The following is a 25201-nucleotide window of genomic DNA, read 5'->3' on the forward strand; positions in this document are numbered from 1 at the left end:
CGGGCTCTGCGCGCGGCGGGCTCTGCGGGCTCTGCGCGCGGCGGGCTCTGGGCGAACGGGCCCTGCTTGTCAGGCCGGCAGCGGCTCAGCGATGTCGTTGGCGTGGTCGGTCACCGATGCGCCGACGACTGTGGCGCGCAACGGGAGCACCTCCAGGCACCGCCGGATCGCCGGGGCCATCTGCGGGTTCGGGACGCGCATCGAGATCGTGCAGTGCGGCACCCAGCGGCCCGGCCGGTAAAGATCCCACACCTCGACCCCGGCCGCGTCCAGACGCTCGTGGACCTGGCGGTGGTGTTCGAGCAGTGGAGCGGTCGGGGTGACGCCCAGCCACAGCACGCGGCCCACGAACTGGCCGACGAAATCCATGTCCAGGGTCAGGCCGCGTCCGACCGGTAGGCCGGCCAGTGCGTCGACTACCTTGTCCGGCGCTAGCTGACGGGCCGCCGCCAGTGAGACGTGCGGGCGGTGTTTCTCGTTCAGCAGCGACGCCAGCGTCGGGATGCCCTCGTCCTCCAGGGCCCGCCACAGTGTGCGGACCCGACGGGTGGCGTCGACGTCCAGGTAGAGCTCGAGTGCGGCGACCACTTAGGACGCGATGGTCAGCACAACCGGCTCGCTGACGAGCGTGCCCAGGCGGGCGCGCAGCTCGAACTGGCCGGGCGGTGGGTTGGGGCCGGACGCCGAGCCGCCGGTGCAGTTGCTCGACTGGCGGCCGTTCCAGGTCACCTTGTACGTGAGTTCCTGGCCGGGCGGGAGCTGCCGGACGTCACTGCCCTTGGCCGTGCTGCACGTGTCGGAGGACCAGTACTTGCGGGCGCCCTGGTCGATGTAGAGCTCCTGCGGGTCGGCTCCGACGTCGCGGGAACACGTACGCGAGCTGTTGTTCTTGACCTTCAGCTCGAGCTGGACCGCCGCACCGCGCTTGAGGTTCGTGGCGGACGGAACCGGGGTCACGACCAATTCGTTGTCGGCGCAGGAGCCGTCCGACGGATTGTTGACGTTGTTGTTCTGCCCGGTGCCCGTCCCGCCGGTGGGCGGCAGCGTCTGCTGCTGGTCCTCGTTGCCGGGCGACTGGGGTTCGAGGTCGCCGGGCGCGGGCAGCGAGGGGTTGCCGCCGCCGGGCTTGGCGTCGGCGAAGGAGGGTGTGGGCGCGGCCGAGGTCGGCGTGGTCGCCGGTATCTGCGACGAGGTCGACGTGTTCTTGTTCTGGCCCTGAGGGTCTTTTTTGTCGTCTCCGGTGCAGGAAACGAACAGCACGATGATGCCGAGCAACACAGCACCCAGCACGACCGCACGACGCCGCCAGTAGACGGCGGAGGGAAGGGGACCAACCGTCGTTCGCATGATGGGGCCCACCGTAAACCCGCGCGCCCGCGAGGGTGGACGCGACGCGCCGGACGTTATGCGACACAGACTCGCGTCGTCCGGTCAGAGATAAACTTTGCGCTGGTAGATGGCGTGCGCCCCGGCGACACGATCGAGAAACAACTTTCCGGCACAGTGATCGATCTCGTGCTGCAGGGCGCGGGCCTCGAAGGCGTCGGTCACTATCTCGACCGATTCCCCGCTGCCGGGCAGGGTCGCGGCGACGACGACGCGGCCGGCCCTTTTCACGTCGCCGGTGAGGTCGGGGACCGACATGCAGCCCTCGCGCCCGGCCTTCCAGCGGCTCGCCTCGATGATCTTCGCGTTGCAGAGGACGAACGTACCGTGCAATGTCGATGCTTTCGGGTGTCCGCTCACGTCGACCGCGAAGAGTTGCACGCCGACGCCGACCTGGGGAGCGGCCAGCCCGACGCAGCCGGGCGCGACGCGCATGGTGGCGACCAGGTCGGCCGCGAGCTGCACGACGGCGGGGTCGGTGGGGTCGACCTCGTCGCCGACCGTGCTGAGCACCGTGGCGGGGGCGGTGACGACCGGCAGCACGTTGCCCTCGGGGCCGTCCCACGAGATGGTCACAGGATCTCCGACTCGGCGCGCCGCAACGTCACCTCGACGCCCAGCTCGGCGGCGGCCACCGCGAGCCGCTCGGCCAGCTCGTCGGCCGAGCCGCCGGGCAGGTCGACCTCGGCGATGATCACGTAGAGCGTCCCGGTCAGCCGGGTGCTCAGATCGGTGATGTTGCCGCCGGCGCCGGCGACGACCCGGGTCACGGCCGCGACGATGCCGAGCCGGTCGGCGCCGTGCACGCTGACCACGAACGGCTCGCCCTCGGCCAGCGCGTCTTCTTCGGGGGCGACCTCGCGCACCTCGGTGACGACGCCGGTCAGCGACTCGAGCGCGGCCGACGCTTCGGCCGGCGTCGGGCCGGTGCAGATGAGGGTCATCGTGAAGTGACCGCGCAGCCGCGTCATGGTGGAGTCGGTCAGGTTGGCACCGACGCCGGCCAGCGCTTCGGCCACGTCGGCCACGATGCCGGTGCGGTCGGGGCCGATGACGGTGATGGCGAGCTCATGCACCTGCCTACAGTAAGACCTGACATGACTCTCGCCGATGACGCCATCACGTGGTTCGACAAGAATGCCCGCGATCTGCCCTGGCGGCAGCCCGACACGAGCGCCTGGGGCGTGCTGGTGAGCGAGGTGATGCTCCAGCAGACCCCGGTCGTACGGGTGGAGCCCGCCTGGCGATCCTGGATGACCCGCTGGCCCACCCCGGCCGACCTGGCCTCCGATCCGCCCGCGGAGGCGATCCGCATGTGGGGGCGGCTGGGCTACCCGCGCCGCGCCATGCGGTTGCACGCCGCCGCGGTGGCGATGGTCGAGCGGCACGACGGGCGGGTCCCGTCCGATCTCGACCAGCTGCTCGCGCTGCCCGGCGTGGGCACGTACACCGGGCGGGCCGTGGCGACCTTCGCCTACGGCCAGCGCCACCCGGTGGTCGACACGAACGTGCGCCGCGTCGTGTCGCGGGCGGTCGAGGGCAAGCCCGACGCGGGTCCGGCCACGACCGCCGCCGATCTGGTCGCGATGGCCGAACTGCTCCCCGAGGAACCGGCCCGGGCGGCCCGCGCCAGCATCGCGTTCATGGAGCTGGGTGCACTGCTCTGCGTGGCCCGGTCACCGCGCTGCACCGAGTGCCCGTTCGAAGCGGTGTGCGCGTGGCGGCGGGCCGGTTCGCCCGCGATGGTGGGGCCGAGCCGCAAACCGCAGCGGTACGCCGGCACCGACCGTCAGGTGCGGGGCCTGCTGCTCGAGGTGCTGCGCCACGAGACCGGCCCGGTCCCGCGGCAGCGCCTCGACCTGGTGTGGAACGACGACGTGCAGCGGGCCCGGGCGCTGGCCGGGCTGGTCGAGGACGGCCTGGTCGAGCCGTTGAGCGGGGACGCCTTCGTGCTCGCGGGCGACGCTCCGGCCGTACGCCCGCAGTCTCTGTGATCGGAGGCTGACTTTCCGAAGGCTTCCGTCTAGAGTGAACGCTAACATAGACGGATATCACGCGAGCGGCGTCCTCAGGTGGGGCTATGACTCCACTGGCCACAAACACGAGAAGGAGTTGTTCGCGCGCACAAGGGGGGATCCCGGTGGCTCGCACTCGCTTGGCCGGCCTCGTCGCGGCCCTGATCGCGCTGCCGCTCGCGGTCGCGCCTCCGGCCGCCGCCGCCGCCGACCCCGACTACACGATCACGGTCGATCCCGCCGCCACAGGCCCGGCCATCGGCGACGAAATGTACGGCGTCTTCTTCGAGGACATCAACTACGGAGCTGACGGCGGGCTCTACGCCGAGCTGGTCCGAAATCGCTCCTTCGAGTTCCAGGCCGCGGACAACCGGTCGTACACCGGGCTGACCGGATGGACGGCGACGGGCGCCGCGGCGACCGTGGACGACGACGGGCGCCTGAATGAGCGGAATCGCACCTACCTGCGGCTGACCGGGCCGGGCGGGGTGACCAACGCGGGCTACAACAGCGGCCTCGCGGTCGAACGCGGCGAGCGCTACAACTTCTCGGTGTGGGCGCGCGCCGACGCAGCCGGCACGGTGAACGTCGCCTTGAAGACCGCCGACGGCACGGCCCTCGCGGCACCGCTCAGCATCGGCGTCAAGAACGACACCTGGACCCGGTACGCCGGGACGCTGCGAGCCACGAGCACCAGCGATCTCGGGCGGCTGTCGGTGGCGTACGCGGGAACGGGCACGCTGCGGCTCGACATGGTGTCGATGTTCCCGCGCGACACGTTCAAGGGACGGGCCAACGGGCTCCGCAAGGATCTGGCCGAGAAGGTCGCCGCCCTGCAGCCGGGCTTCGTGCGGTTCCCGGGCGGGTGCCTGGTCAACACCGGCAGCCACTACGCCTACGACGCCGTGTCGGGCTTCCCGCGCGCCCGGTCCTATCAGTGGAAGGACACCGTCGGGCCGGTCGAGACGCGGGCCACCAACGCGAACTTCTGGGGCTACAACCAGAGCTACGGGCTCGGCTACTACGAGTATTTCCAGTTCTCCGAGGACATCGGCGCCGCTGCCCTGCCGGTCGTACCGGCCCTGGTCACCGGCTGTGGGCAGAACCGGGCGACCGACGACCCGGTGCTGCTGCAGCGGCACATCCAGGACACGCTCGACCTGATCGAGTTCGCCAACGGGCCGGCCACCTCGACATGGGGCAAGGTGCGGGCGCGGATGGGGCACCCGAAACCGTTCGGCCTCACGATGGTCGGGGTCGGCAACGAGGAGAACCTGCCCGAGGAGTATTTCGCGAACTACCTGGATTTCCGCGCGGCGATCAAGGCGAAACATCCGGAGATCACGGTGATCAGCAATTCCGGGCCGGACGACCAGGGCGCGACCTTCGAGAACCTGTGGGCCAAGAACCGGGCGGTCGGCAGCGACATGGTCGACGAGCACTACTACAACAGCCCGAACTGGTTCCTGCAGAACAACGAGCGGTACGACACGTACGACCGCAACGGCCCGAAGGTGTTCCTCGGTGAATACGCCTCGCAGGACGCCAAGTTCTTCAACTCGCTGGCCGAGGCGGCCTACATGACCGGGCTGGAACGCAACGCGGACGTCGTGAAGATGGCCTCGTACGCGCCGTTGTTCGCCAACATCGACAACGTGCAGTGGCGGCCCGACCTGATCTGGCTCGACAACGACGAGTCGTGGGGCTCGACCAGCTACCAGGTGCAGAAACTGTTCATGACGAACGTCGGCGACCGGGTCGTGCCGTCCACGGTGACCGGCGGGCGGGTCGTGCAGCCGCAGCCGATCACCGGACGGGTCGGGTTCTCGACGTGGCGTACGGCGGCTCGTTATGACGATCTGCGGGTCACCACGCCGGACGGGAACGTGCTGCTCAGCGACGACTTCAACGACGGCAACGCGGACGGCTGGAGTCCCGTCGCCAACCGCGGCACGTGGACGGTGAACGACGGCGCCTACGCGCAGACCGATCTGGGCGCCGAGAACACGATGGTCGCGGCGGCCACGAACATCACCGCGACCGACTACGACATCAGCGTCAAGGCCACGAAGACCGCCGGGGCCGAGGGTTTCCTCATCCCGTTCGGCATCAAGGACTCGGGCACCTGGTACTGGTGGAATCTCGGCGGCTGGAACAACACCCAGGGCGCGATCGAGAAGGCCAGCGGGTCCGCCGACGCCAAGGAACAGCTCCTGACCAGACCCGACACTGTCAACACCGGCCAGACGTACGACCTGAGGATCGAGGTTCGCGGCACGAAGGTGACCCTGATCCGCGACGGCGAGGTGTGGGGAAGTTTCGACGACAACCGGGTCATCGAGCCGTTCGCCCAGGTCGTCACCCGTGACACCAGGGCCGGCGAGTTGATCGTCAAGGTCGTGAACGCCTCCCCCACGCCGGCGTTCACCAAGGTCGACCTCGGGGGTCAGCGCGTCGCCTCCACGGGCCGCATGACCGTGCTGAGGGGTGACCCGGGCGAGCAGAACACCCGTTCGGCCGAGCCGATCCAGCCGGTCACGACCACGATCACCGGCCTGGGCTCGACGTTCGTCCGCGAGTTCCCGGCGAGCTCGGTCACCTTCCTGCGCCTCAAGACGAGATAGGGGACAACCCATGTCGTACGCCTTCAGCAGGCGCACTCTGATGCGCGGCTCCCTCGGGGTCGCGGCCGGGGCGGGAATGGCCAGACTCGGGTCGGCCGGAACGGCGATCGCGGCCCAGCCCCGTACGGATGCCGAGATCTATGGCGTGCCGACCGTCCAGCCGCTGGTCACGCAGCGCGCCGATCCGTTCATCACCCCCCGGACGAACGGCGTCTACTACTTCACCGGCTCGGTTCCCGAATATGACCGGGTCGCACTGCGGGGCTCCCCGACGCTGGCCGGATTGTCGGGCGCGGCCGAGACGGTGATCTGGCGGCGGCCGGCCAGCGGCAAGATGGCCGGGCACATCTGGGCGCCGGAGCTGCACCGCGTCGATGGTCGCTGGTACGTCTACTTCGCGGCCGGCGACTCCGACGACGTGTTCCGCATCCGCACCTACGTGCTCGAGTCGCCGCTGACCGACCCGCTGGACGCAAGCGGCTGGCAGCTCAAGACCCAGCTCCTCACCGAGTGGGATGGCTTCACGCTGGACGCGACGACGTTCGCGCACCGGGGCCGCCGCTACCTGGTGTGGGCTCAGAGCGAACCGGAGATCGCGGTCAACACGAGTCTCTACATCGCGCGGATGGGCACGCCGTGGTCACTGGCGAGCAAGCCGACCCGGATCACCACGCCGACCCGGGACTGGGAGATCCAGGGTTTCCGGGTGAACGAGGGGCCGGCCGTCCTGATCCGCAACGGCCGGGTGTTCCTGACCTTCTCGGCCAGCGCCACGGACGCTCGATACTGCATGGGGCTGCTCACCGCCGACGCGGACGCCGACCTGCTCAGGCGCGAGTCGTGGGTGAAGACCCCGGATCCGATCTTCGTGACCAACACGGCGACCTCCCGGTATGGCCCGGGGCACAACTCGTTCACGGTGGCCGAGGACGGGCACACGGACGTGCTGGTCTACCACGCCCGCGACTATCGCGACATCGTCGGCGATCCCCTGTACGACCCGAACCGGCACGCTCGGGTCCAAAGGCTTCTACTGGCATCCGGACGGGACGCCGCTGTTCGGGGTGCCGGTCGGTGACGGCGGGCCGATCGTACGGCTGTCGCCCGCTGAGCGGCCCGACGACTTCGTGCGGCACACGACCGAGGGCGCGATCATCGTGCAGCGGGCTCCTCGGGATCTGGCGGCGACACAGTTCCGGTTCGAGGCGCGGGCGGACGGGACCGAGGTGCTGCGGTCGGTCGATCGCCCGGACCGCCTCCTGGGGGCCGCGATGGTTCTTGACGCCACGCCGCTGCCACTGCGCCGGGAAGTCGGGCGGACCGGCCTCAAGCTGCGCTCCGAGGCCGGCTACCTGCGCGTTTCCGGCTCCACGATCTCCGTCGGCTCATCCGGTACGGTCTTCCGGCTGAGCTGACGGGTTGGCCGCCGCGTACGTGGACCCCCCAGCCGCGTACGCGGCCCTGCTCTTGAACGCGAAACGGCCCGGCTGCGTGATCGCAGCCGGGCCGTTTGCTGGGGTCTTACTCCTCGGTGGCCGTGGCCTCGAGGTCGGCCGGAACAGCGTCCGGAACCGAGACTCCCCGGTCAGCACCGCGGAAGACCAGCTTGGACTTCTCGATGTTCTCCGGGTCGCCCTCGCAGTCGACGACAACGATCTGGCCGGGGCGCAGTTCGTTGAAGAGGATCTGCTCGGACAGGGTGTCTTCCAGGTCGCGCTGGATCGTGCGGCGCAGCGGCCGCGCGCCCAGAACCGGGTCGAACCCCTTCTTGGCCAGGTACTTCTTGGCGTTGTCGGTCAGCTCGAGGCCCATGTCCTTGTTCTTGAGCTGGGACTCGATCCGCGCGGTGAAGATGTCGACGATCTGCAGGATCTCTTCCTGGCGGAGCTGGTGGAAGACGATCGTGTCGTCGATGCGGTTGAGGAACTCCGGGCGGAAGTGCTGCTTCAGCTCGTCGTTGACCTTGACCTTCATCCGGTCGTAGTTGCTCTCGACGTCTTCCGAGGCCTGGAAGCCCAGGGAGACCGCCTTGGCAACGTCGCGGGTGCCGAGGTTGGTGGTGAGGATGATGACGGTGTTCTTGAAGTCCACGATGCGGCCCTGACCGTCGGTCAGGCGGCCGTCCTCGAGGATCTGCAGGAGCGTGTTGAAGACGTCCGGGTGGGCCTTCTCGATCTCGTCGAAGAGGACCACGGAGAACGGCTTGCGGCGCACCTTCTCGGTGAGCTGGCCACCCTCGTCGTAACCGACGTAGCCGGGAGGGGCACCGACGAGACGGGACACCGTGTAGCGGTCGTGGAACTCGGACATGTCGAGCTGGATCAGCGCGTCTTCCGAGCCGAACAGGAACTCGGCCAGCGCCTTCGAGAGCTCGGTCTTACCGACACCGGAGGGGCCGGCGAAGATGAACGAACCGGAGGGGCGCTTCGGGTCCTTCAGACCGGCCCGCGTACGCCGGATCGCCTTGGAGACCGCCTTGACCGCGTCTTCCTGGCCGATGACCCGCTTGTGCAGCTCATCTTCCATGCGGAGCAGGCGAGAGGTCTCCTCCTCGGTCAGCTTGTAAACCGGGATGCCGGTCCAGTTGCCCAGGACCTCGGCGATCTGCTCGTCGTCGACCTCGGACACGACGTCGAGGTCTCCGGCCTTCCACTCCTTCTCGCGCTGCGCCTTCTGGCCCAGCAGCTGCTTCTCCTTGTCGCGCAGCTGCGCGGCCCGCTCGAAGTCCTGCGCGTCGATCGCGGACTCCTTGTCGCGCCGCACCTGGGCGATGCGCTCGTCGAAGTCGCGAAGGTCCGGCGGCGCGGTCATCCGGCGGATGCGCATGCGTGCGCCGGCCTCGTCGATCAGGTCGATCGCCTTGTCGGGCAGGAAGCGGTCGGAGATGTACCGGTCGGCCAGCGTCGCCGCGGCCACCAGGGCGGCGTCGGTGATGCTGATGCGGTGGTGGGCCTCGTAGCGGTCACGGAGACCCTTGAGGATCTCGATCGTGTGCGCCAGCGACGGCTCGCCGACCTGGATGGGCTGGAAGCGGCGCTCGAGAGCGGCGTCCTTCTCCAGGTGCTTGCGGTATTCGTCGAGGGTGGTCGCGCCGATGGTCTGGAGCTCACCACGGGCCAGCATCGGCTTGAGGATGCTCGCGGCGTCGATGGCGCCCTCGGCGGCACCCGCACCCACCAGGGTGTGGATCTCGTCGATGAACAGGATGATGTCGCCCCGGGTGCGGATCTCCTTGAGCACCTTCTTCAGGCGCTCCTCGAAGTCACCGCGGTAGCGGGAGCCGGCGACCAGCGCACCGAGGTCGAGCGTGTAGAGCTGCTTGTCCTTGAGCGTCTCGGGCACCTCGCCCTTGACGATCGACTGGGACAGGCCCTCGACGACCGCGGTCTTGCCGACGCCCGGCTCACCGATGAGAACCGGGTTGTTCTTGGTGCGGCGGGACAGCACCTGCATGACCCGCTCGATCTCCTTCTCGCGCCCGATGACCGGGTCGAGCTTGCCCTCGCGGGCGGCCTGGGTCAGGTTGCGGCCGAACTGGTCGAGGACCAGGCTCGTCGAGGGCGCAGCCTCGCCCGCCGCGGCGCCGGCGGCGGCCGGCTCCTTGCCCTGGTAGCCGGAGAGCAACTGGATGACCTGCTGGCGCACCCGGTTGAGATCGGCGCCCAGCTTGACGAGGACCTGGGCGGCGACGCCCTCACCCTCGCGGATCAGGCCGAGCAGGATGTGCTCGGTGCCGATGTAGTTGTGGCCGAGCTGGAGCGCCTCACGCAGCGACAGCTCGAGAACCTTCTTGGCGCGGGGCGTGAACGGGATGTGCCCGCTCGGCGCCTGCTGACCCTGGCCGATGATTTCCTCGACCTGCTGCCGCACTCCCTCGAGAGAGATGCCCAGGCTCTCGAGAGCCTTGGCGGCGACGCCCTCACCCTCGTGGATCAGGCCGAGCAGAATGTGCTCGGTCCCGATGTAGTTGTGGTTGAGCATCCGGGCCTCTTCTTGGGCCAGGACGACAACCCGTCGCGCTCGGTCGGTGAACCGCTCGAACATGCCCTCGTGCTCCTCACGTGCCGTGCGCCAATGTGCTGAGCTTGTCTCAACAGCTGGCGGGGCCAGCGCACGGGCATCGGTGATGCCCGTACTGACAACTCTATCGCCGCCGGGTGGTCTTGCTGGGCCCTCGTGGCCCCTCGAAACCGACCGCAACGTTGATTTAGCCAACTTCGCACGCTCAACCGCTGTTCCCCCAGCGGAACGGCTACGCGCACAGCGAAATCCGACGACCCGGCGTCCACAGCCTGTGGACAAGTTCGTCCCCAGCTGTGGATAACTTTACGCCGCCCCACCGAAGGACCACCGAAAAGCAGCAGGTCCGCCGCATCCGGGAGGATGTGGCGGACCATGCTGCGTCGGGCTGGGGGTCGGGTCAGTTGCGGCCCGGGCCCTTGGCGTGGAACTCGTCCACGATCTCCTGCGGGATCCGCCCCCGGTCGGAGATGTCCTTGCCGGCCTTCTTGGCCCACTCCCGGATCGCCCGGTTCTGCTCCCGGTCGGCGGTCGCGCCGCCCCGGCCGCGAGCGGCCCGGCCACCCACGACCACGCCGCCCCGGGCGACCTTGGCACCGGCCGCCACGTACGGCTCGAAGGTCTCCCGCAATTTGGCGGCGTTCTTCTCCGAGAGGTCGATCTCGTACTGAATGCCGTCGAGAGCGAACTTCACCGTCTCGTCGGCGTCGCCTCCGTCGATGTCATCGACCAGCTTGTGAATGATCTGCTTGGCCACGCGCCGCTATCCTCCCGAACACAGGTTCTCCCCAATGCAACGCACAGACAATAACGCCAGGGCGGCGCCGCGCGTCAATGGCGGTCAGAACATTTTGAGTACGGACCGGTCCGGCGCTTACTCTGGGCGTACGAGCGGGAAGAGGATCGTTTCTCGAATGCCCAGCCCGGTGAGCGCCATCAAGAGCCGGTCGATTCCCATTCCCATGCCACCCGTGGGCGGCATTCCGTACTCGATGGCCCGCAGGAAATCTTCGTCGAGCTGCATCGCCTCGGGATCGCCGCCCGCCGCCAGCAGCGACTGGGCGACCAGCCGTTCGCGCTGCACAACCGGGTCGACGAGTTCGGAATAGGCGGTCGCCAGTTCGAACCCGGAGACGTAGAGGTCCCACTTCTCGGTGAGCCCGGGCGTTTCCCGGTGGGCCCGGGTCAGCGGCGACGTGTCCTCGGGGAAGTCGCGCACGAAGGTCGGTGCCTGCAGCGTGTGCTCCACCAGGTGCTCGAACAGCTCCTCGACGAGCTTGCCGGGGCCCCACTTCGGGTCGACGGAAAGGTCATGCTTTTCGGCATAACGCAGCAGTTGCGCAATATCGGTGGAAGGGGTGACTTCTTCGCCGAGCGCCTCGGAGAGCGAACCATAGAGTGTGACCGACGCCCACTCGCCGCTCAGGTCCAACTCGGTGCCGTCGAAGTGCGTCACGATGTGTGATCCGGCGACCGCGAAGGCGGCTTCCTGAATCCACTCGCGCACCTGCTGCTGCATGACGTTGTAGTCCGCGTACGCCTGGTAGGCCTCGAGCGACGCGAACTCCGGCGAGTGGGTGGAGTCCATACCCTCATTGCGGAAGTTGCGGTTGATCTCGAAGACGCGATCGATGCCGCCGACGACGGCCCGCTTCAAAAAGAGTTCCGGCGCGATGCGCAGATAGAGATCGGTGTCGAGCGCGTTGCTGTGCGTCACAAAAGGCCGAGCCGTCGCGCCGCCGTGCAGCAACTGCAACATTGGCGTTTCCACCTCGAGATAATCGCGGCGGAACAGCGACTCGCGCAGACTGCGGACCACCGTGGCGCGTGCGCGAACGATGTCGCGGGCCTGCGGCCGGACGATCAGATCGACATAACGCTGACGGACCCGGGTCTCCTCGGAGAGCGGCTTGTGCGCCACCGGGAGCGGGCGCAGCGCCTTGGCGCTCATCGCCCACGAGTCGGCGAGGACGGAGAGCTCGCCTCGCTTGCTGGTGATCACTTCGCCGGTCACCGAGACCAGGTCGCCGAGGTCGACGAGCTGCTTCCAGTCGGCCAGGCGCTGCTCGCCGACCTTGGCCAGCGAGAGCATGGCCTGCAGCTCGGTGCCGTCGCCGTCGCGCAGGGTGGCGAAGCACAGCTTGCCGCCGTTGCGCACGAAGATCACCCGACCGGTGATCGACACCTGGTCGCCGGTGGCCGCGTCGACGGGCAGGTCGGGGTACTCCTCGCGCAGTTGCTTCAGCGAGGTCGTCCGCGCGACGGTCACCGGGTAGGGGGACACCCCTTCGGCGAGCATCCGGTCGCGCTTCGACCGGCGGACCCGCATCTGCTCGGGAAGGTCCTCGGCGTTCTCTGGTGCGGCCACATTCTGCTCGGTCACGGCACGACTCTCTGTACGGCTGGTAATTGGCCCTGAAAGCCTACTCAGGGCCAGGCCAGGGCCAAAAACCTATTACGCGCCGACGTTGCGCTCGTAGACCATCCGCAGGCCGATCAGCGTGATCATCGGCTCGTGCGTGGTGATCGTGCGGCACTCGTCCTTGACCAGCCAGGCGAGCCCGCCGGTGGCGATGACCGCCTTGACCGGTCCGATCTCGTCGATCATCCGCGAGACGATGCCGTCGACCTGGCCGGCGAAGCCGAAGTACATGCCGGACTGCAGGCACTCGACGGTGTTCTTGCCGATCACCGACTTGGGCTTGGCCGGCTCGACCTTGCGCAGCTGGGCGGCCCGGGCGGCCAGCGCGTCGAAGGAGATCTCGATGCCCGGGGCGAAGGCGCCGCCCAGGAACTCCCCCTTCTCACTGATCACATCGAAGTTGGTGGTGGTGCCGAAGTCGACCACGATCGACGGCCCGCCGTAGAGGGCGTGCGCCGCGAGCGTGTTGACCACCCGGTCGGCGCCCACCTCTTTCGGGTTGTCGATGGCGAGCTGAACGCCGGTCTTGACGCCCGGCTCGACGATCACGTTGGGCAGGTCGCCGTAGTAGCGGGCCAGCATGGTGCGCAGACTGCGCAGGGCGGCCGGCACGGTCGAGCAGGCCGCGACCCCGGTGATCTCGACCGCGTCGCCGGCCAGCAGGCCGCGGAACATCAGGCCGAGCTCGTCGGCCGTGGACCGCGCGTCGGTCTTGATCCGCCAGTTGTGCACGAGCTTGTCACCGTCGAAGGTCGCCAGCACCGTGTTGGTGTTACCGATATCAATACAAAGCAGCACGGCAACCCCTCAAAATTTCGTACGCCGAAAGGGCGGCCCCGCCGGTGGCCACCCTCTCCATCGTCCCACCAACCCCGCGGGGTCAGCGCGGGCGGAGATCCATCGCGATGTCGAGGATCGGCGACGAGTGGGTCAGACCACCGACCGAGAGGTAATCGACGCCGGTCGCGGCATAGTCGGCCACCGTCTCGAGGCGCAGGTTGCCGGTCGCCTCGAGCTCGGCCCGGTCGCCGACCTCGGCCACGACCTCGCGCAGCCGGGCGGGCGGCATGTTGTCGCAGAGCAGGAAGGTGGCGCCGGCCTCGACCGCCTCGATCGCCTCGGCCACGGTGGTGACCTCGACCTGGACCGGCACCTCGGGGAACTTCTCGCGGACCAGGCGGAACGCGGCGGTGATGCTGCCCGCGGCGACCTTGTGGTTGTCCTTGATCATGGCGACGTCGTAGAGGCCCATGCGCTTGTTGGTGCCGCCGCCGACGCGTACGGCGTATTTCTCCAGGTAGCGAAGGCCGGGGGTGGTCTTGCGGGTGTCGAGCACGGTCGCCTTCGTGCCGGCCAGGGCGTCGGCCCAGCGGCGGGTGTGGGTGGCCACCCCGGACATGCGGCTGAGCAGGTTGAGGGCGGTGCGCTCGGCGGTGAGCAGCGCCTGGGTCGGGCCGGTGATGACGGCCAGCACGTCGCCCCGGGAGACCCGGTCGCCCTCGGCCACCCGTTGTTCGAAGACGTCGCGGCCGCCGGAGGTGTCGTTGAAGACCACGGCCGCCACCGGCAGGCCGGCCACCACGCCGTCGGCCCGGGCCACCAGCTCGGCCGTGTCGACCTGATCGGCCGGGATGGTGGCCTCGCTGGTCACGTCGTGCGGCGGCGAACCGAGGTCCTCCGCCAGCGCCGTGCGGACGATCAGTTCCACCTCGGCGACGTCGAGCTCGTTCATGGATCCCCCTGTGGTCAGGCCATCTCTTCGAAAGACTGGGACAACCGTGCCTTGCGATCGAGGGTGTGCAGCAGGTGACCGCGCCACTCGTCCTCGGCGACCGGGAAGTCTTCGCGCCAGTGGCAGCCGCGCGTCTCGCGGCGGGTGCGCGCCGCCGCGACCAGCACGGTCGCGACCGTGAGCAGGTTGGTCGCCTCCCAGGCGGCGTTGCGCGGGGTGTCGCGCTGCTCGGCCAGGCGGGCCAGCTCTTTGGCGGTGCCGGCGAGCGAGTCGGCCGACCGCAGCACGCCGGCACCACGGGTCATCGCCCGCTGCAGCTCGGCGCGAGTGGCCGGCGGGACGACCCAGCCGCGGTCGCCGGTGGCCGGGGCGGGCTCGGCCTGCGGCGGCAGTTCGCGGGCGATGTCGTCGGCGATGCGCCGGGCGAAGACCAGGCCCTCGAGCAGGGAGTTGCTGGCCAGCCGGTTGGCGCCGTGCACGCCGGTGCAGGCGACCTCGCCGCACGCGTAGAGGCCGGGGATGCTCGTTCGGCCGGACAGGTCGGTGCGGACGCCGCCGGACGCGTAGTGGGCGGCCGGGGCGACCGGGATGAGATCGGTCGCCGGGTCGACACCGGCCGCGCGGGTGGAGGCCACGATCGTCGGGAAGCGCTGCTCGAGGAACTCGCGGCCGAGGTGGCGGGCGTCGAGATAGACGTGGTCGGCGCCGGTCTCGAGCAGCACCCGGTGGATGCCCTTGGCCACCACGTCGCGCGGGGCCAGCTCGGCCAGCTCGTGCTGCCCGACCATGAAGCGCGTGCCGGTCTCGTCGACCAGGTGGGCACCCTCGCCGCGCAGCGCCTCGGAGATCAGCGGGCGCTGGACCGAGGTGACGTCGGCGGTGACGAACGAGGTGGGGTGGAACTGCACGAACTCGACGTCGGTGACCACGGCGCCGGCCCGCAGCGCGAGGGCGACGCCGTCGCCGGTGGAGACCGACGGGTTGGTGGTGGAGGCGTAGATCTGACCCATGCCGCCGGTGGCCAGCACGACCGCGCGAGCCAGGATCTGACCCACGCCGTCTTCGCTGCCCTCGCCCAGCACGTGCAGGGTCAGGCCGCAGGCCCGGCCGTCGGGGGCGCGCAGCAGGTCGAGCACGAGCGCGTGCTCGACCAGGCGGATCCACGGGTCGCGGTGGACCGCCTCGTGCAGGGCGCGCTGCACCTCGGCCCCGGTCGCGTCGCCGCCGGCGTGCACGATGCGGTCGGCGCGGTGGCCGCCCTCGCGGGTGAGCATGAGCGAGCCGTCGGCGTTGCGGTCGAAGGACGCGCCCAGCCGGATCAGCTCGCGGACGCGGGCCGGGCCCTCCTCGACCAGCACGCGCACGGCGGCCGGGTCGCAGAGGCCGACGCCGGCGATCTCGGTGTCGTTGGCGTGCGAGGCCGGGGTGTCGAGCGGGTCGAGCACCGCCGCGATGCCGCCCTGGGCCCAGCGGGTCGAGCCGTCATCGATGTTGACCTTGGTGACGACGGTGACGTGCAGGCCCTGCTCGCGCAGGTGCAGCGCGGCGGTCAGGCCGGCCACGCCGGAGCCCACGACGAGGACATCGGTGGTCTCGCTCCACCCGGGATCGGCGGCGGCGAGCCGGCGGGGCAGCTCCGGAAGGTCGGCGACAAACATCCGCTCAGTACACTCCGCCGGTACGACACTTCCGAGTCGGGGGCGGCCATTCGTGGTCACCGTTACTTGTACTGCACGGGCAGGCTCTTGACGCCTTTGCCCCGGAGCGTCGACGTGAGTTCCACACCGTCCAGCCACATGTAGCAGCGCACGCCGCGGTCGCCCTGGGCCCAGACGTCCGCGCCGCCGGGCAACGAGACCACACCCGTACGGTATTGCAGGTCGTCGTCCTTGGGCACGCCGACGTAATCGGCGATCAGGTCGCGGCAGCCGTCGTGGAACTTGGCCCAGGTCTTGTCGGTCCTCGGGTAGTCGAGACCCTTGGCGTACCAGACCCCGACGAACTCACCGTTGTGCTTGGCGCCGCAGCTCACAACCGGCATGGTGGCGATCGCGCCGTCGCCGTCGAGCTGGATGGCGTAACAGCCGAGCAGCACATCGGAGGAACCGGCGGCGAGCGCGTCGCGCAGGCTGCCCGTGCGCTGCACCAGGCCGCCGTCGTCCTCGACCGAGTTCAGCTCGATCACGTCACAGCGGAACCAGCGGGCGCCGCCGTTCCAGGCCGCCTCGGTGGGGCGGGTGACGCCGATCCACAGGCGGGCGTTGCGCCACGGGCCACCGACGAACGTGGTCGTCTTCTGGTCGCAGACCGCGTAGGCGGCCCGGCCACCGGCCGAACTGTCGGCCGGTGGCACGTCGGCGTCGGCGGCCGGCGACTCGTACGCCCCGACGTAGACGGTCTCGGTGCGATGCTTCGCGGCGCAGTCGACCTCTTCATAGGTGCCGCGCGGGCCGACCGAGTTGAAGTTGGCGCTGTGGCAGGCACCGGTGTTCGGCTCGAAACCGGTGGCGACGGCCATCGCGCTCCATCCGTCGGTCAGGTCGCCGTCGACCCCGCCGGGCTTGCCGCAGCCGACGGCGACGAGCAGCACCAGACTCAGGACAGCCGTGATCCCGAGCCGGTGTCGCATACGTTAGGCCTTCCCCGAGCGCCGTCAATGTCCGTTTTGGCGATCATATGGGGATTTGCAGGCTGGCGTTCGGGGAATCAACCGTCTTTCAGGCCCCCGACAGCGTACGGCCTTTAAGGCTGTCGACAGCGCCCGGCCTTTCAGGCTGCCGACAGCGTGCGGTCGCCGCGCATCAGGCCGCCGGGCATTCCCTCGGCGGCCGCGGCCGGGTCGGCGCCCAACTCGATGATCTTGTTGTCGGCGTCGACGTGCACGATGCGTGGCTCGTAGGAGCGGGCCTCGGCGTCGTCCATCTGGCCGTACGAGATGAGGATGACCAGGTCGCCGGGGTGCACCAGGTGGGCCGCGGCGCCGTTGATGCCGAGCACGCCGCTGCCGCGCTCGCCCGCGATGATGTAGGTCTCGAGGCGAGCGCCGTTGGTCACGTCGACGATCGCCACCTGCTCGCCGGGGATGAGGTCGGCCGCCTCGAGCAGGTCGAGGTCGACCGTCACCGAGCCCACGTAGTGCAGGTCGGCCTGGGTCACGGTGGCCCGGTGGATCTTGGACTTGAGCATGGTGCGGTGCATCAGGCGGCCTTTTCCAGGGTCAGGGGAACGTTGTCGATCAGTCGGGTCGTGCCGACGCGGGCGGCGACCAGCAGGCGGGCCGGGCCCTTCTCGGGCGCGTCGCCGAGGTCGGTGCCGGTGAGCGCGAGGTAGTCGACCCGTACGCCCGGCTCGTCGGCCAGGATCTTGCCGGCGGTGGCCAGGGCGAGGTCGGCGTCGGAGTGGGTGGCGCCCTCGCGCAGCGCCTGGGAGAGCGCGAGCGCGGCCCGTCGCTCGTCGGGCGCGAGATAGCGGTTGCGGCTCGACATGGCGAGACCGTCCGGTTCCCGTACGGTGGCAACGCCGACGATCTCGACGCCGAGCTCGAGGTCGTGCACCATGCGGCGGATCAACGCGAGCTGCTGGAAGTCTTTCTCGCCGAAGAACGCCACGTCGGCCCGGGTGAGCATGAGCAGCTTCTCGACCACGGTGAGCATGCCACTGAAGTGGCCGGGCCGGCTCGCGCCCTCGAGGATCTCGCCGAGCGGGCCGGCGTTCATCGTGATCGACGGAGCCCCGCCGGGATAGACGTCGTCGCGGCTCGGCGCGAAGACCACGGCGACGCCCTCGGCCCGGCACGCCTCGAGGTCGGCCTCGAGCGTGCGCGGATATTTGTCGAAGTCCTCGTTCGGGCCGAACTGCAGCGGGTTCACGAAGATCGTGACCAGCACGAAGTCGGCGCGCTCGCGGGCCTCACGCATGAGCTGCCGGTGGCCCTCGTGCAGGGCGCCCATGGTCATCACCACGGCGACCTTCCGCACCGGGGCGAGCGTGGCGGCCAGCTCGTCGCGGGTGTGGATCAGTTCCGTCACGAGGGGCTCCCTACCGCCGCGCGAGAAAGGACGTCGAGAAGCAGGGCCGCGTCCTGCGGGCGCAGGCGGCCGGCGGCGATCGCCCGGTCGGCAGTGCGGCGGGCCAGCGCCAGATAGGCCGGGACCGCCTCGGACGGCAGGTGGTCGAGATGCTTGCCGACGGTGCCGGCGTCGCCGCGGGAGACCGGGCCGGTCAGCGCCGCGTCGCCGAGCCGCAGCGCGTTGTCGAGGGCGGCGTGCAGCAGCGGGTCGAGGACCCGGCCGGGTTCGGTGATGCCGGCCGCCCGCAGCAGGCCGGCCGCCTCGTTGACCAGGGTGACCAGGTGGTTCGCGCCGTGCGCGAGGGCCGCGTGATAGAGCGGCCGGGCCTGCTCGGCGACCCACTCGGGGATGCCGCCCAGATCGGCGACCAGCCGGGCGGCGAGGGCCCGGTTGGTGGTGGTGACGCCCCAGGCGATGCCCGGAAGCCGGTCGAGGTCGGTCTCGGCGCCGGTGAAGGTCATGGCCGGGTGCAGGGCCATGCCGTCCACGCTTGTCTGGGTCTGCAGCACGGCGAGGCCGTGGGCGCCGGAGGTGTGGGCCAGGACCTGACCGGCGCGCAGGGCGCCGGTGGCGGCCAGGCCGCTCACGACGCCGGCGAGGGCGTCGTCGGGGACGGCGAGCAGAAGTAGGTCGTCCGCGGCGCGGGCGACCTCGTCGGCGGGCAGGATCGCGGCCTCGGGCAGCAGGCGGGCGGCCCGCTCGCGGGAGGCAGCGGAAACGGCGGCCGCGGCGACCACGCGGTGGCCCGCGGCGCTGAGGGCAGCGCCCAGCACAGCACCGACCCGACCGGCGCCGACAACGCCGACGGTCAGCGGAAACGCCCTCGTGCGGGGGCGCGACGATGCGCTCATATCAAAGATCCAGTCCTCGGAAGGGGTACCGGTCGTGCGCAAGTATGCGCCGCCGAATCGGCCCCGTGACAAGACCCTGTGAACAAGGCCATCACCGCTCAAGTCGGGCGCTCTAGGGTTGTTGCTGTGGAAGCGGGATGGCGTGCGGCGATGGAGGCGGGGCTCTACGGGCCCGGCGGTTTCTTCGTCCGGGCCGGCGAGGGGCCGGCCGATCACTTCCGCACCAGCGTGCACGCGTCGCCGCTGTTCGCCGGGGCGCTCGCGCGGCTGATCGAGCGGATCGACGAGGCGCTCGGGCGGCCCGAGGTGTTCGACCTGGTCGACGTGGGGGCCGGGCGCGGCGAGCTGCTCACCACGCTGCAGCCGTTGCTGTCCGAGCGGGTGCGGCTCACCGGGGTCGAGCTGGCCGCCCGCCCGCCGGGGCTGAACGCCGGCATCGCCTGGCAGCCCGACATCCCGGACCGAGTCGTGGGCCTGCTCCTGGCCACCGAGTGGCTTGACAACGTTCCGCTCGACGTCGCCGATCTCGATGATGACGGCCGGCTGCGGCGGGTGACGGTCGAGCCGTCGACCGGGGCCGAGTCGCTGGGCGGGCTGGTCGACCCGGCCGATCTCTTCTGGCTGCGGCGCTGGTGGCCGTCGCCCGGGCGGGCCGAGATCGGATGGCCGCGCGACGCCGCCTGGGCCGAGGCCGTGAGCCGGGTGCGGCGCGGCTGCGCCCTGGCCGTCGACTACGGGCATCTGCGCGACGACCGGCCGCTGCTCGGCACGTTGACCGGCTATCGGGGCGGCCGACAGGTGCCGCCGGTGCCGGACGGGTCCTGCGACGTCACGGCCCACGTGGCGATCGATGCCGTCGCGTCCGCGGCCGGCACGCCGTACCGGCTGCTTCGCCAGCGGGACGCGCTGAAAGCGCTGGGGGTCGACGGCGCCCGGCCACCGCTCGATCTGGCCCGCAGCGACCCGGCGGGCTACGTGCGGGCGCTGGCGGCGGCCGGGGCGGGGGCCGAGCTGATCGAGCCGTCCGGGCTCGGCGGCCACTGGTGGCTGCTGCACACCGTCGGGCTCGACGATCGTGGGAGCATGTTTCCGTGACGGACGCGCTGCGTGAGATGACGGTCGGGACCGGCGCCGGGCTCGAGACCGCCGACATGGTGCTCAACATCGGCCCGCAACACCCCTCGACCCACGGCGTGCTGCGGCTCAAGCTCACGCTCGACGGTGAACGGGTCGTCGCCTGCGAGCCGATCGTCGGCTACATGCACCGCGGCGCCGAGAAGCTCTTCGAGGTGCGCGACTACCGGCAGATCCTGATGCTGGCCAACCGGCACGACTGGCTCTCCGCCTTCTCCAACGAGCTGGGCGTGGCGCTCGCCGTCGAACGGCTGATGGGCATCGAGGTGCCCGAGCGGGCGACCTGGCTGCGCATGGCCCTGGCCGAGCTCAACCGGGTGCTCAACCACCTGATGTTCCTCGGCTCCTACCCGCTCGAGATCGGCGCGATCACGCCGATGTTCTACGCCTTCCGCGAGCGCGAGACCCTGCAGGCGGTGATGGAGGAGGTCTCCGGCGGCCGCATGCACTACATGTTCAACCGGGTCGGCGGCCTCAAGGAAGAGGTGCCGGCCGGGTGGACGGGCCGGGCCCGCGAGGCGATCGCCACGGTTCGCAAGCGACTGCCCGATCTGGACAACCTGATCCGCCGCAACGACATCTTCCTGGCCCGTACGGTCGGCGTCGGTGTTCTCAGCGCCGAGGAGGCTGCCGCGTACGGGGCGTCGGGCCCGGTCGCGCGGGCCAGCGGACTCGATTTCGACCTGCGCCGCGACGAGCCCTACCTGGCCTACGACGAACTGGACGTGCCCGTGGTGACGCGTACGGCCGGTGACTGCCACGCCCGTTTCGAGGTGCTGCTCGAGCAGGCCTTCGTCTCGCTCGATCTCGCCGAGCAGTGCCTCGACCGCGTCGACCGCATCTCGGGGCCGGTCAACGTACGACTGCCCAAGGTGGTCAAGGCACCCGAGGGGCACACGTACGCCTGGACCGAGAACCCGCTCGGCATCAACGGCTACTACCTGGTGTCGCGCGGCGAGAAGACGCCGTGGCGCATGAAGCTGCGCACCGCGTCCTACGCCAACGTGCAGGCGCTGGCGACACTGATCCCAGGCTGCCTGGTGCCCGACCTGATCGCCATCCTCGGCTCGATGTTCTTCGTGGTCGGCGACATCGACAAGTAAGGCGGCTCAGTGGCGGCCGCGCGGCGGGGCATAACCCTGCACGTACCGGTCGTCCGGCGGCGGCTCCGGGGCATACCCGCCGTACGAGGCGAAGTCGCTGAGCGAGCCCACGTTGGTGTCGTTGGCCGACGGGCGGTGGCGGCGAGCCTTGTACGCGGGGTCGCCGGCATCGCGGCCGGCGTCGTGCCCATATCCGTCAGCTTCGACGTAGCCCTCGCCGTCGGCGTAGCCGTTCTCCGCGTAGCCGTAGTCGCCCTGGTCCGCGCCGTAGTTGGGGGCGCCGTAGCCGTTGTATTCATCGGAGTCGAACGAGTAGTCGTCGCCCGCGCCGGGATTCGGGGCGCCATAGGTGTTGCCGCCGCCTGCGGGCGCACCGTAGACACCGGGCGCCGGAGCGGCACCGGGGCGAACGGCCGCTGACGCGCGTGGCGGGCCCTGAGGCGGCGGTGGCACCGACGCCGCGCCGCGCTGACGCGGGAGTTGCTGGGGCGGCGGAGACACGGCTGCGGCGGCCGCTCGGCCCCCGGTCACCGAGCCGGGGTCGTGCGCCCCAGGGTTACCGATCGGGCGTCCCCCGGTGGTCATGCCCGGCCCGGTACGAGCGGGCGGGCGCACCGCGGCGGCGCCGGCTCGTCCACCCGGTGCGGGCGGCCGAGCCCCCATCGGCGGGCCGGGCTGCTGCATCGGCGGCGGACCGGCCGGCTGCATGGTGAAGTCGTCGGACGGGCCGGGGAACGGGTCGTCCTCGGGATACATCGGCGGGGCGTCGGCGAAGAAGCCGGACTCCTCGGCCGGAGGAGGCGGCGGTGGCGCGACCGAGCCGCGCTGCGGAGGCAGCGGGCGCTTGGCGGGCACGGGCGCCGGGTGCTGCATGGCCGCCGGGTGCTGCATGGCCGCGCCCGGCCCGAACTCGGCCCGCAGTTCGCGCCGCAGTTGGGCGACCTCCTCGGCCACCCGGTCCTCGACCTCGAGGCGGCTGACCACCGGATCGTTGCGGACCAGCACCGAGGCACCGATCAGCGCGACGGCGACCGCGATGAGTATGACCGCGAACCGCACCGAGTTCGAGGCCGTGCCGAGCAGCACGACGACCGCGGCCAAGGGGGCAAGCGAAACACCCGCCCAAATGAGGCCACGGAGCAGACGCGCGTTTCCCGCCACGGAGTCCAGTTCCGGCATGGGCGCCGATATTACCCAGACACGGCGATCCGGCAAATGTGCGAGCGCCGGGCTTCAGATGGTAAGAAACCCGGCGCTCTCGGACAATCTGGGCTAGCTGCTGGCCAGTGCCGGGTCGGAACTGAACACCAGACCGACGCTCACCGTGCCGGTCTTGATGGCGGTCACCGTGAGGGGACCACCCGCGTCCAGGCTGCTGAACTTGCCGGCCTGGAACCCGTAGACGTCGACGAGGCCCTGCTGGCACTTGGGCCGCTGCGGGCACTCGGCCGGGCCGCCGAGGACGGTGGCGGCGCCGGAGCACTTGGCCGCGAGATCGGAAAGAGTTTTCACGCCGTTCTTGTCGGAGAAGGCGGTCGTGACCGCGAACGCGTTCTGGTCCTGCGCGGTGGAAGGCTTGCCGAAGACCAGGCCGCGCTTGTCGCCGAGGGCGGTCAGGTTGGTGATGGTCGTCTGCAGCTCGGGCGAGGAGGGGTCTTTCGCGTTCTTGCCCTCGACCTTGCCGGCCAGGAACGTGGCGAGAGTGGCGGCGTACTCGGGGACGATGTCGAGGTCGCCCTTCTCGAGCGCGGGCTCGTAGAGCTCGCGGTTACCGATCGTCTGCACCTTGACCGTGTAGCCCGCAGCGGTGGCCGCCGCGCCGTAGAGCTCGGCGAGGGTGGCGCTCTCGGGGAAGTCGGCGGCGCCGACCGTGAGCTGGCCCCCAGGGCCCTTGGCGATGCCGGCGGTGACGTTGTTGGCCGTGATGAATTCCTGCGCGGCCGCCTTGGACGACTTGCGGTCTTCGGCGACGGCCTTGTTGAGCGCGATGAGCTTGGTCGTGTCGAGCGCGGCCGACACCTTGTCGAGCGCGGCGATCAACGCGGGCGAGGACGCCTTCTTGTTGATCGCGGGGAGGATGTTGTCGGTGTTCTGCAGCTTCTTGTCGTCTTCGAGCACGACGAGGGTGTCGCCCGCCACGGGTGCACAACCGGCGCCGGCCGCGGCGGAGGGTGGGGCCTCGGTCCCGGAGGAGCCGGCGTCACCACAGCCGGCCAAAGAGACGACGGCCGCCGTTGCGGTGGCGGCCATAAAGATCAACTTTCGACGCATGGTGCCGCCTTCTGTGTCCCGGCGCGACCGGTCGGTCGCGCCGCGTGTCCGACGGGCTGGAGAGAGTGCGTTGCCCGTTTCCGTGTCCAGCAACGTCTACCCGCTGGGTATGACAACTTTCCAGGAATATGCGAGTTCGTTACCCGGCCGGGGCGGCCGCGGTCGGCCGGCGACGCTTGGCGGCCCGCAACGGACGGGGTGTGACCAGGCGTTGTAGCAGCGCGAGCAGTCCCTCGACGGCGAGTGCGAGGAGCACCACAAAGATCCCCCCGGCCACGATCTGGTTGCCCCCGACACTGATGCCCAGGCCGAAACCGGCGCTGATGATCTCGCCGAGCCCGCCGCCGTTGACGAAGGTCGCCAGCGTCGTGGTCGCCACCACCTGCACGGCGGCGGTACGCAGCCCGGCCGCCAGGTAGGGCACGGCCAGCGGCAGTTCGACCCGGCGCAGCATCTGGCCGCCGGACAGGCCCATGCCCTTGGCCGCGTCCTTGATCTCGGGGTCGATCGAGCGCAGACCCGTGTAGGCGTTCGAGAGCAGGGGCGGGATCGCGAAGATGCCGAGGGCCACGACGACCGGCGGCTTTCCGAACCCGAGCGGGGTGAGCGGCAGAATCGTGAGCAGGGCCAGCGTGGGCAGGGCGAGGGTCAGGTTGGAGAAGGTGATCACGGCCGCGCCGCCGCGGCCGCGGTGACCGAGCCAGATGCCGATCGGCCAGCCGATCACGCAGCCGAGCAGGACGGCCCAGAAGCTGATCTGGAGGTGCTCGGAGAGCCGCTCGAGCAGCCCGCCCGGGTTGGTCCAGTTCAGCGGGTCGTTGAGCCAGAGGATGGCCTCGGACAGGGTGTTCACGAGGTGGCCCTTCGCGTCCAGGGGGTGAGCAGCCGCCCCAGACCCGCGATCAGCAGGTCGAGGACCAGCGCCAGGGCCAGGCAGAGCACAGAGCCGGTGAGGATCTCGGCCTTGAAGAAGTTGTTGCGGAAGCCGCCGAGGATCAGGTCGCCCAGCCCGCCCTGACCGATCAGCGAGCCCACGGTGACGAGGGCCACGGTCGAGACCGTCGCGAGCCGCAGCCCGGTGATGATGCCCGGCAGCGCGAGGGGCAACTCGACGCGCAGCAGCCGGCCGAAGCGGCCGTACCCCATGCCGGTCGCGGCGTCGCGCACCTCGTCAGGGACCTGGGCCAGGCCGGTCAGGGAGTTCCGGACGAGCACCAGCAGGGCGTAGAGCACCAGAGCGATCAGCACCGACGTGTCTGTGGTGGTGCCCACCGCGGGCGCCAGCAGGGCCAGCAGGGCCAGCGACGGAATCGTGTAGAGCACGCCGGAGAGTGCGAGGATGGGGCCGGTCAACGGTTTGATCCAGTAGGCCAGCACGGCCAGCGGCAGGGCAACGACCAGTGCGAGGATGACCGCTCGGGCGGTCAGACCCGCGTGGAACTGGACTGCCGCGGCCAGGGTCTCGGCGTTGTCCCGCACGTACTGCCACGAGAACCACGGGTTGCCGGGCCCGTCATCGGCGGGTGCGGCCAGCGGCGAGGCGGCCGCCAGGCCCCACGACAGGAAGGACATA

General features: G+C 70.1%; 24 protein-coding genes. 6 read left to right on the plus strand and 18 right to left on the minus strand.

All coding sequences use genetic code 11. The annotated features are described in order from the left end of the window. Positions 1 to 69 precede the first annotated feature (69 nt). The 4 genes from EER30_RS05035 to EER30_RS05050 form a co-directional block, all read right to left on the minus strand. Positions 70 to 588 (minus strand): 2'-5' RNA ligase family protein, encoded by a 519-nt coding sequence (locus EER30_RS05035; RefSeq protein WP_127498667.1) that lies wholly within the window; start codon positions 586 to 588, stop codon positions 70 to 72. Then, positions 589 to 1347, minus strand: a complete 759-nt coding sequence (locus EER30_RS05040) for an RAD23 family protein (protein WP_127498669.1) — start codon at positions 1345 to 1347, stop codon at positions 589 to 591. Between the two features lie 84 nt (positions 1348 to 1431). Further along, positions 1432 to 1962, minus strand: coding sequence for a peptide deformylase (def, locus tag EER30_RS05045; RefSeq protein WP_127498671.1), 531 nt, complete (start codon positions 1960 to 1962; stop codon positions 1432 to 1434). Then, positions 1959 to 2462 (minus strand): glycine cleavage system transcriptional repressor, encoded by a 504-nt coding sequence (locus tag EER30_RS05050; protein WP_127498673.1) that lies wholly within the window; start codon positions 2460 to 2462, stop codon positions 1959 to 1961. The genes def and EER30_RS05050 overlap by 4 nt, the downstream gene beginning before the upstream one ends. Before the next feature lie 21 nt (positions 2463 to 2483). Here EER30_RS05050 and EER30_RS05055 point away from each other — a divergent pair, with 21 nt between their 5' ends. The 4 genes from EER30_RS05055 (at position 2484) to EER30_RS48435 (ending at position 7440) form a co-directional block, all read left to right on the plus strand. Continuing rightward, positions 2484 to 3380: an HhH-GPD family protein gene (locus EER30_RS05055; RefSeq protein ID WP_127498675.1), complete on the plus strand. Its 897-nt coding sequence runs from the start codon at positions 2484 to 2486 to the stop codon at positions 3378 to 3380. Positions 3381 to 3526: 146 nt separating this feature from the next. Beyond that, positions 3527 to 6025: an alpha-L-arabinofuranosidase C-terminal domain-containing protein gene (locus EER30_RS05060; RefSeq protein ID WP_240669752.1), complete on the plus strand. Its 2499-nt coding sequence runs from the start codon at positions 3527 to 3529 to the stop codon at positions 6023 to 6025. Between the two features lie 10 nt (positions 6026 to 6035). After that, positions 6036 to 7103 carry a glycoside hydrolase family 43 protein gene (locus EER30_RS05065; RefSeq protein ID WP_240669753.1) on the plus strand — a complete coding sequence of 356 codons (1068 nt, stop codon included), beginning with the start codon at positions 6036 to 6038 and terminating at the stop codon, positions 7101 to 7103. After that, positions 7090 to 7440 carry a hypothetical protein gene (locus EER30_RS48435; protein ID WP_240669754.1) on the plus strand — a complete coding sequence of 117 codons (351 nt, stop codon included), beginning with the start codon at positions 7090 to 7092 and terminating at the stop codon, positions 7438 to 7440. The genes EER30_RS05065 and EER30_RS48435 overlap by 14 nt, the downstream gene beginning before the upstream one ends. Before the next feature lie 106 nt (positions 7441 to 7546). Here EER30_RS48435 and EER30_RS05070 read toward each other — a convergent pair whose 3' ends face one another. The 10 genes from EER30_RS05070 to EER30_RS05115 all read right to left on the minus strand — a co-directional run bounded on the left by EER30_RS05070 (position 7547) and on the right by EER30_RS05115 (position 19120). Beyond that, positions 7547 to 10069, minus strand: coding sequence for an ATP-dependent Clp protease ATP-binding subunit (locus tag EER30_RS05070; protein WP_127498679.1), 2523 nt, complete (start codon positions 10067 to 10069; stop codon positions 7547 to 7549). Between the two features lie 376 nt (positions 10070 to 10445). Continuing rightward, complete coding sequence (locus EER30_RS05075; RefSeq protein WP_127498681.1) at positions 10446 to 10802, minus strand: histone-like nucleoid-structuring protein Lsr2; 357 nt, start codon at positions 10800 to 10802, stop codon at positions 10446 to 10448. A gap of 117 nt (positions 10803 to 10919) precedes the next feature. Then, positions 10920 to 12428: a lysine--tRNA ligase gene (lysS, locus tag EER30_RS05080; RefSeq protein ID WP_127498683.1), complete on the minus strand. Its 1509-nt coding sequence runs from the start codon at positions 12426 to 12428 to the stop codon at positions 10920 to 10922. Positions 12429 to 12500: 72 nt separating this feature from the next. Beyond that, entirely contained in the window at positions 12501 to 13265 is a 765-nt protein-coding gene (locus EER30_RS05085) for a type III pantothenate kinase (RefSeq protein WP_127498685.1), read from the minus strand. An 82-nt stretch (positions 13266 to 13347) separates the two neighbouring features. Then, on the minus strand, positions 13348 to 14199 hold the full coding sequence (gene nadC / locus EER30_RS05090; protein ID WP_127498687.1) for a carboxylating nicotinate-nucleotide diphosphorylase: 852 nt from the start codon (positions 14197 to 14199) through the stop codon (positions 13348 to 13350). A gap of 14 nt (positions 14200 to 14213) precedes the next feature. Beyond that, the gene (locus EER30_RS05095) at positions 14214 to 15857 is read right to left on the minus strand and encodes an L-aspartate oxidase (protein WP_127498689.1); all 1644 of its coding nucleotides are present in this window, start codon (positions 15855 to 15857) and stop codon (positions 14214 to 14216) included. Between the two features lie 62 nt (positions 15858 to 15919). Continuing rightward, a complete protein-coding gene (locus EER30_RS05100) occupies positions 15920 to 16828 on the minus strand; it encodes a septum formation family protein (protein WP_127498691.1) in 909 nt (302 codons plus the stop codon). A gap of 140 nt (positions 16829 to 16968) precedes the next feature. Beyond that, complete coding sequence (gene panD, locus EER30_RS05105; RefSeq protein ID WP_127498693.1) at positions 16969 to 17397, minus strand: aspartate 1-decarboxylase; 429 nt, start codon at positions 17395 to 17397, stop codon at positions 16969 to 16971. After that, positions 17397 to 18227: a pantoate--beta-alanine ligase gene (gene panC, locus EER30_RS05110; protein ID WP_127498695.1), complete on the minus strand. Its 831-nt coding sequence runs from the start codon at positions 18225 to 18227 to the stop codon at positions 17397 to 17399. Before panC ends, panD begins: the two co-directional genes overlap by 1 nt. After that, the gene (locus tag EER30_RS05115) at positions 18224 to 19120 is read right to left on the minus strand and encodes a Rossmann-like and DUF2520 domain-containing protein (RefSeq protein ID WP_127498697.1); all 897 of its coding nucleotides are present in this window, start codon (positions 19118 to 19120) and stop codon (positions 18224 to 18226) included. Before EER30_RS05115 ends, panC begins: the two co-directional genes overlap by 4 nt. A gap of 126 nt (positions 19121 to 19246) precedes the next feature. Here EER30_RS05115 and EER30_RS05120 point away from each other — a divergent pair, with 126 nt between their 5' ends. Together EER30_RS05120 and EER30_RS05125 are read left to right on the plus strand one after the other, a co-directional pair. Beyond that, the gene (locus EER30_RS05120) at positions 19247 to 20215 is read left to right on the plus strand and encodes an SAM-dependent methyltransferase (protein ID WP_127498699.1); all 969 of its coding nucleotides are present in this window, start codon (positions 19247 to 19249) and stop codon (positions 20213 to 20215) included. 17 nt (positions 20216 to 20232) lie between these two features. Then, a complete protein-coding gene (locus EER30_RS05125) occupies positions 20233 to 21357 on the plus strand; it encodes an NADH-quinone oxidoreductase subunit D (RefSeq protein WP_127499370.1) in 1125 nt (374 codons plus the stop codon). Between the two features lie 6 nt (positions 21358 to 21363). Here EER30_RS05125 and EER30_RS05130 read toward each other — a convergent pair whose 3' ends face one another. From EER30_RS05130 to EER30_RS05145, 4 genes are all read right to left on the minus strand, one after another. Beyond that, on the minus strand, positions 21364 to 22458 hold the full coding sequence (locus EER30_RS05130; protein WP_127498701.1) for a hypothetical protein: 1095 nt from the start codon (positions 22456 to 22458) through the stop codon (positions 21364 to 21366). Between the two features lie 171 nt (positions 22459 to 22629). Next, entirely contained in the window at positions 22630 to 23607 is a 978-nt protein-coding gene (locus EER30_RS05135) for a glycine betaine ABC transporter substrate-binding protein (RefSeq protein WP_127498703.1), read from the minus strand. Positions 23608 to 23767: 160 nt separating this feature from the next. Next, entirely contained in the window at positions 23768 to 24481 is a 714-nt protein-coding gene (locus EER30_RS05140) for an ABC transporter permease (RefSeq protein ID WP_127498704.1), read from the minus strand. After that, positions 24478 to 25200, minus strand: a complete 723-nt coding sequence (locus tag EER30_RS05145) for an ABC transporter permease (RefSeq protein ID WP_127498706.1) — start codon at positions 25198 to 25200, stop codon at positions 24478 to 24480. The genes EER30_RS05140 and EER30_RS05145 overlap by 4 nt, the downstream gene beginning before the upstream one ends. Position 25201: the final 1 nt, after the last annotated feature.

It is taken from the genome of Actinoplanes solisilvae, assembly GCF_003999975.1.
In the GTDB taxonomy this organism is placed as follows: domain Bacteria; phylum Actinomycetota; class Actinomycetes; order Mycobacteriales; family Micromonosporaceae; genus Actinoplanes; species Actinoplanes solisilvae.

Coding starts and splice junctions, on each gene's coding strand:
- EER30_RS05040 (WP_127498669.1), bottom strand. CDS start 1,347: ATGCGAACGACGGTTGGTCCCCTTCCCTCCGCCGTCTACTGGCGGCGT.
- EER30_RS05055 (WP_127498675.1), top strand. CDS start 2,484: ATGACTCTCGCCGATGACGCCATCACGTGGTTCGACAAGAATGCCCGC.
- EER30_RS05065 (WP_240669753.1), top strand. CDS start 6,036: ATGTCGTACGCCTTCAGCAGGCGCACTCTGATGCGCGGCTCCCTCGGG.
- EER30_RS05070 (WP_127498679.1), bottom strand. CDS start 10,069: ATGTTCGAGCGGTTCACCGACCGAGCGCGACGGGTTGTCGTCCTGGCC.
- nadC (WP_127498687.1), bottom strand. CDS start 14,199: ATGAACGAGCTCGACGTCGCCGAGGTGGAACTGATCGTCCGCACGGCG.
- EER30_RS05095 (WP_127498689.1), bottom strand. CDS start 15,857: ATGTTTGTCGCCGACCTTCCGGAGCTGCCCCGCCGGCTCGCCGCCGCC.
- EER30_RS05100 (WP_127498691.1), bottom strand. CDS start 16,828: ATGCGACACCGGCTCGGGATCACGGCTGTCCTGAGTCTGGTGCTGCTC.
- panD (WP_127498693.1), bottom strand. CDS start 17,397: ATGCACCGCACCATGCTCAAGTCCAAGATCCACCGGGCCACCGTGACC.
- EER30_RS05115 (WP_127498697.1), bottom strand. CDS start 19,120: ATGAGCGCATCGTCGCGCCCCCGCACGAGGGCGTTTCCGCTGACCGTC.
- EER30_RS05125 (WP_127499370.1), top strand. CDS start 20,233: ATGACGGTCGGGACCGGCGCCGGGCTCGAGACCGCCGACATGGTGCTC.
- EER30_RS05135 (WP_127498703.1), bottom strand. CDS start 23,607: ATGGCCGCCACCGCAACGGCGGCCGTCGTCTCTTTGGCCGGCTGTGGT.
- EER30_RS05145 (WP_127498706.1), bottom strand. CDS start 25,200: ATGTCCTTCCTGTCGTGGGGCCTGGCGGCCGCCTCGCCGCTGGCCGCA.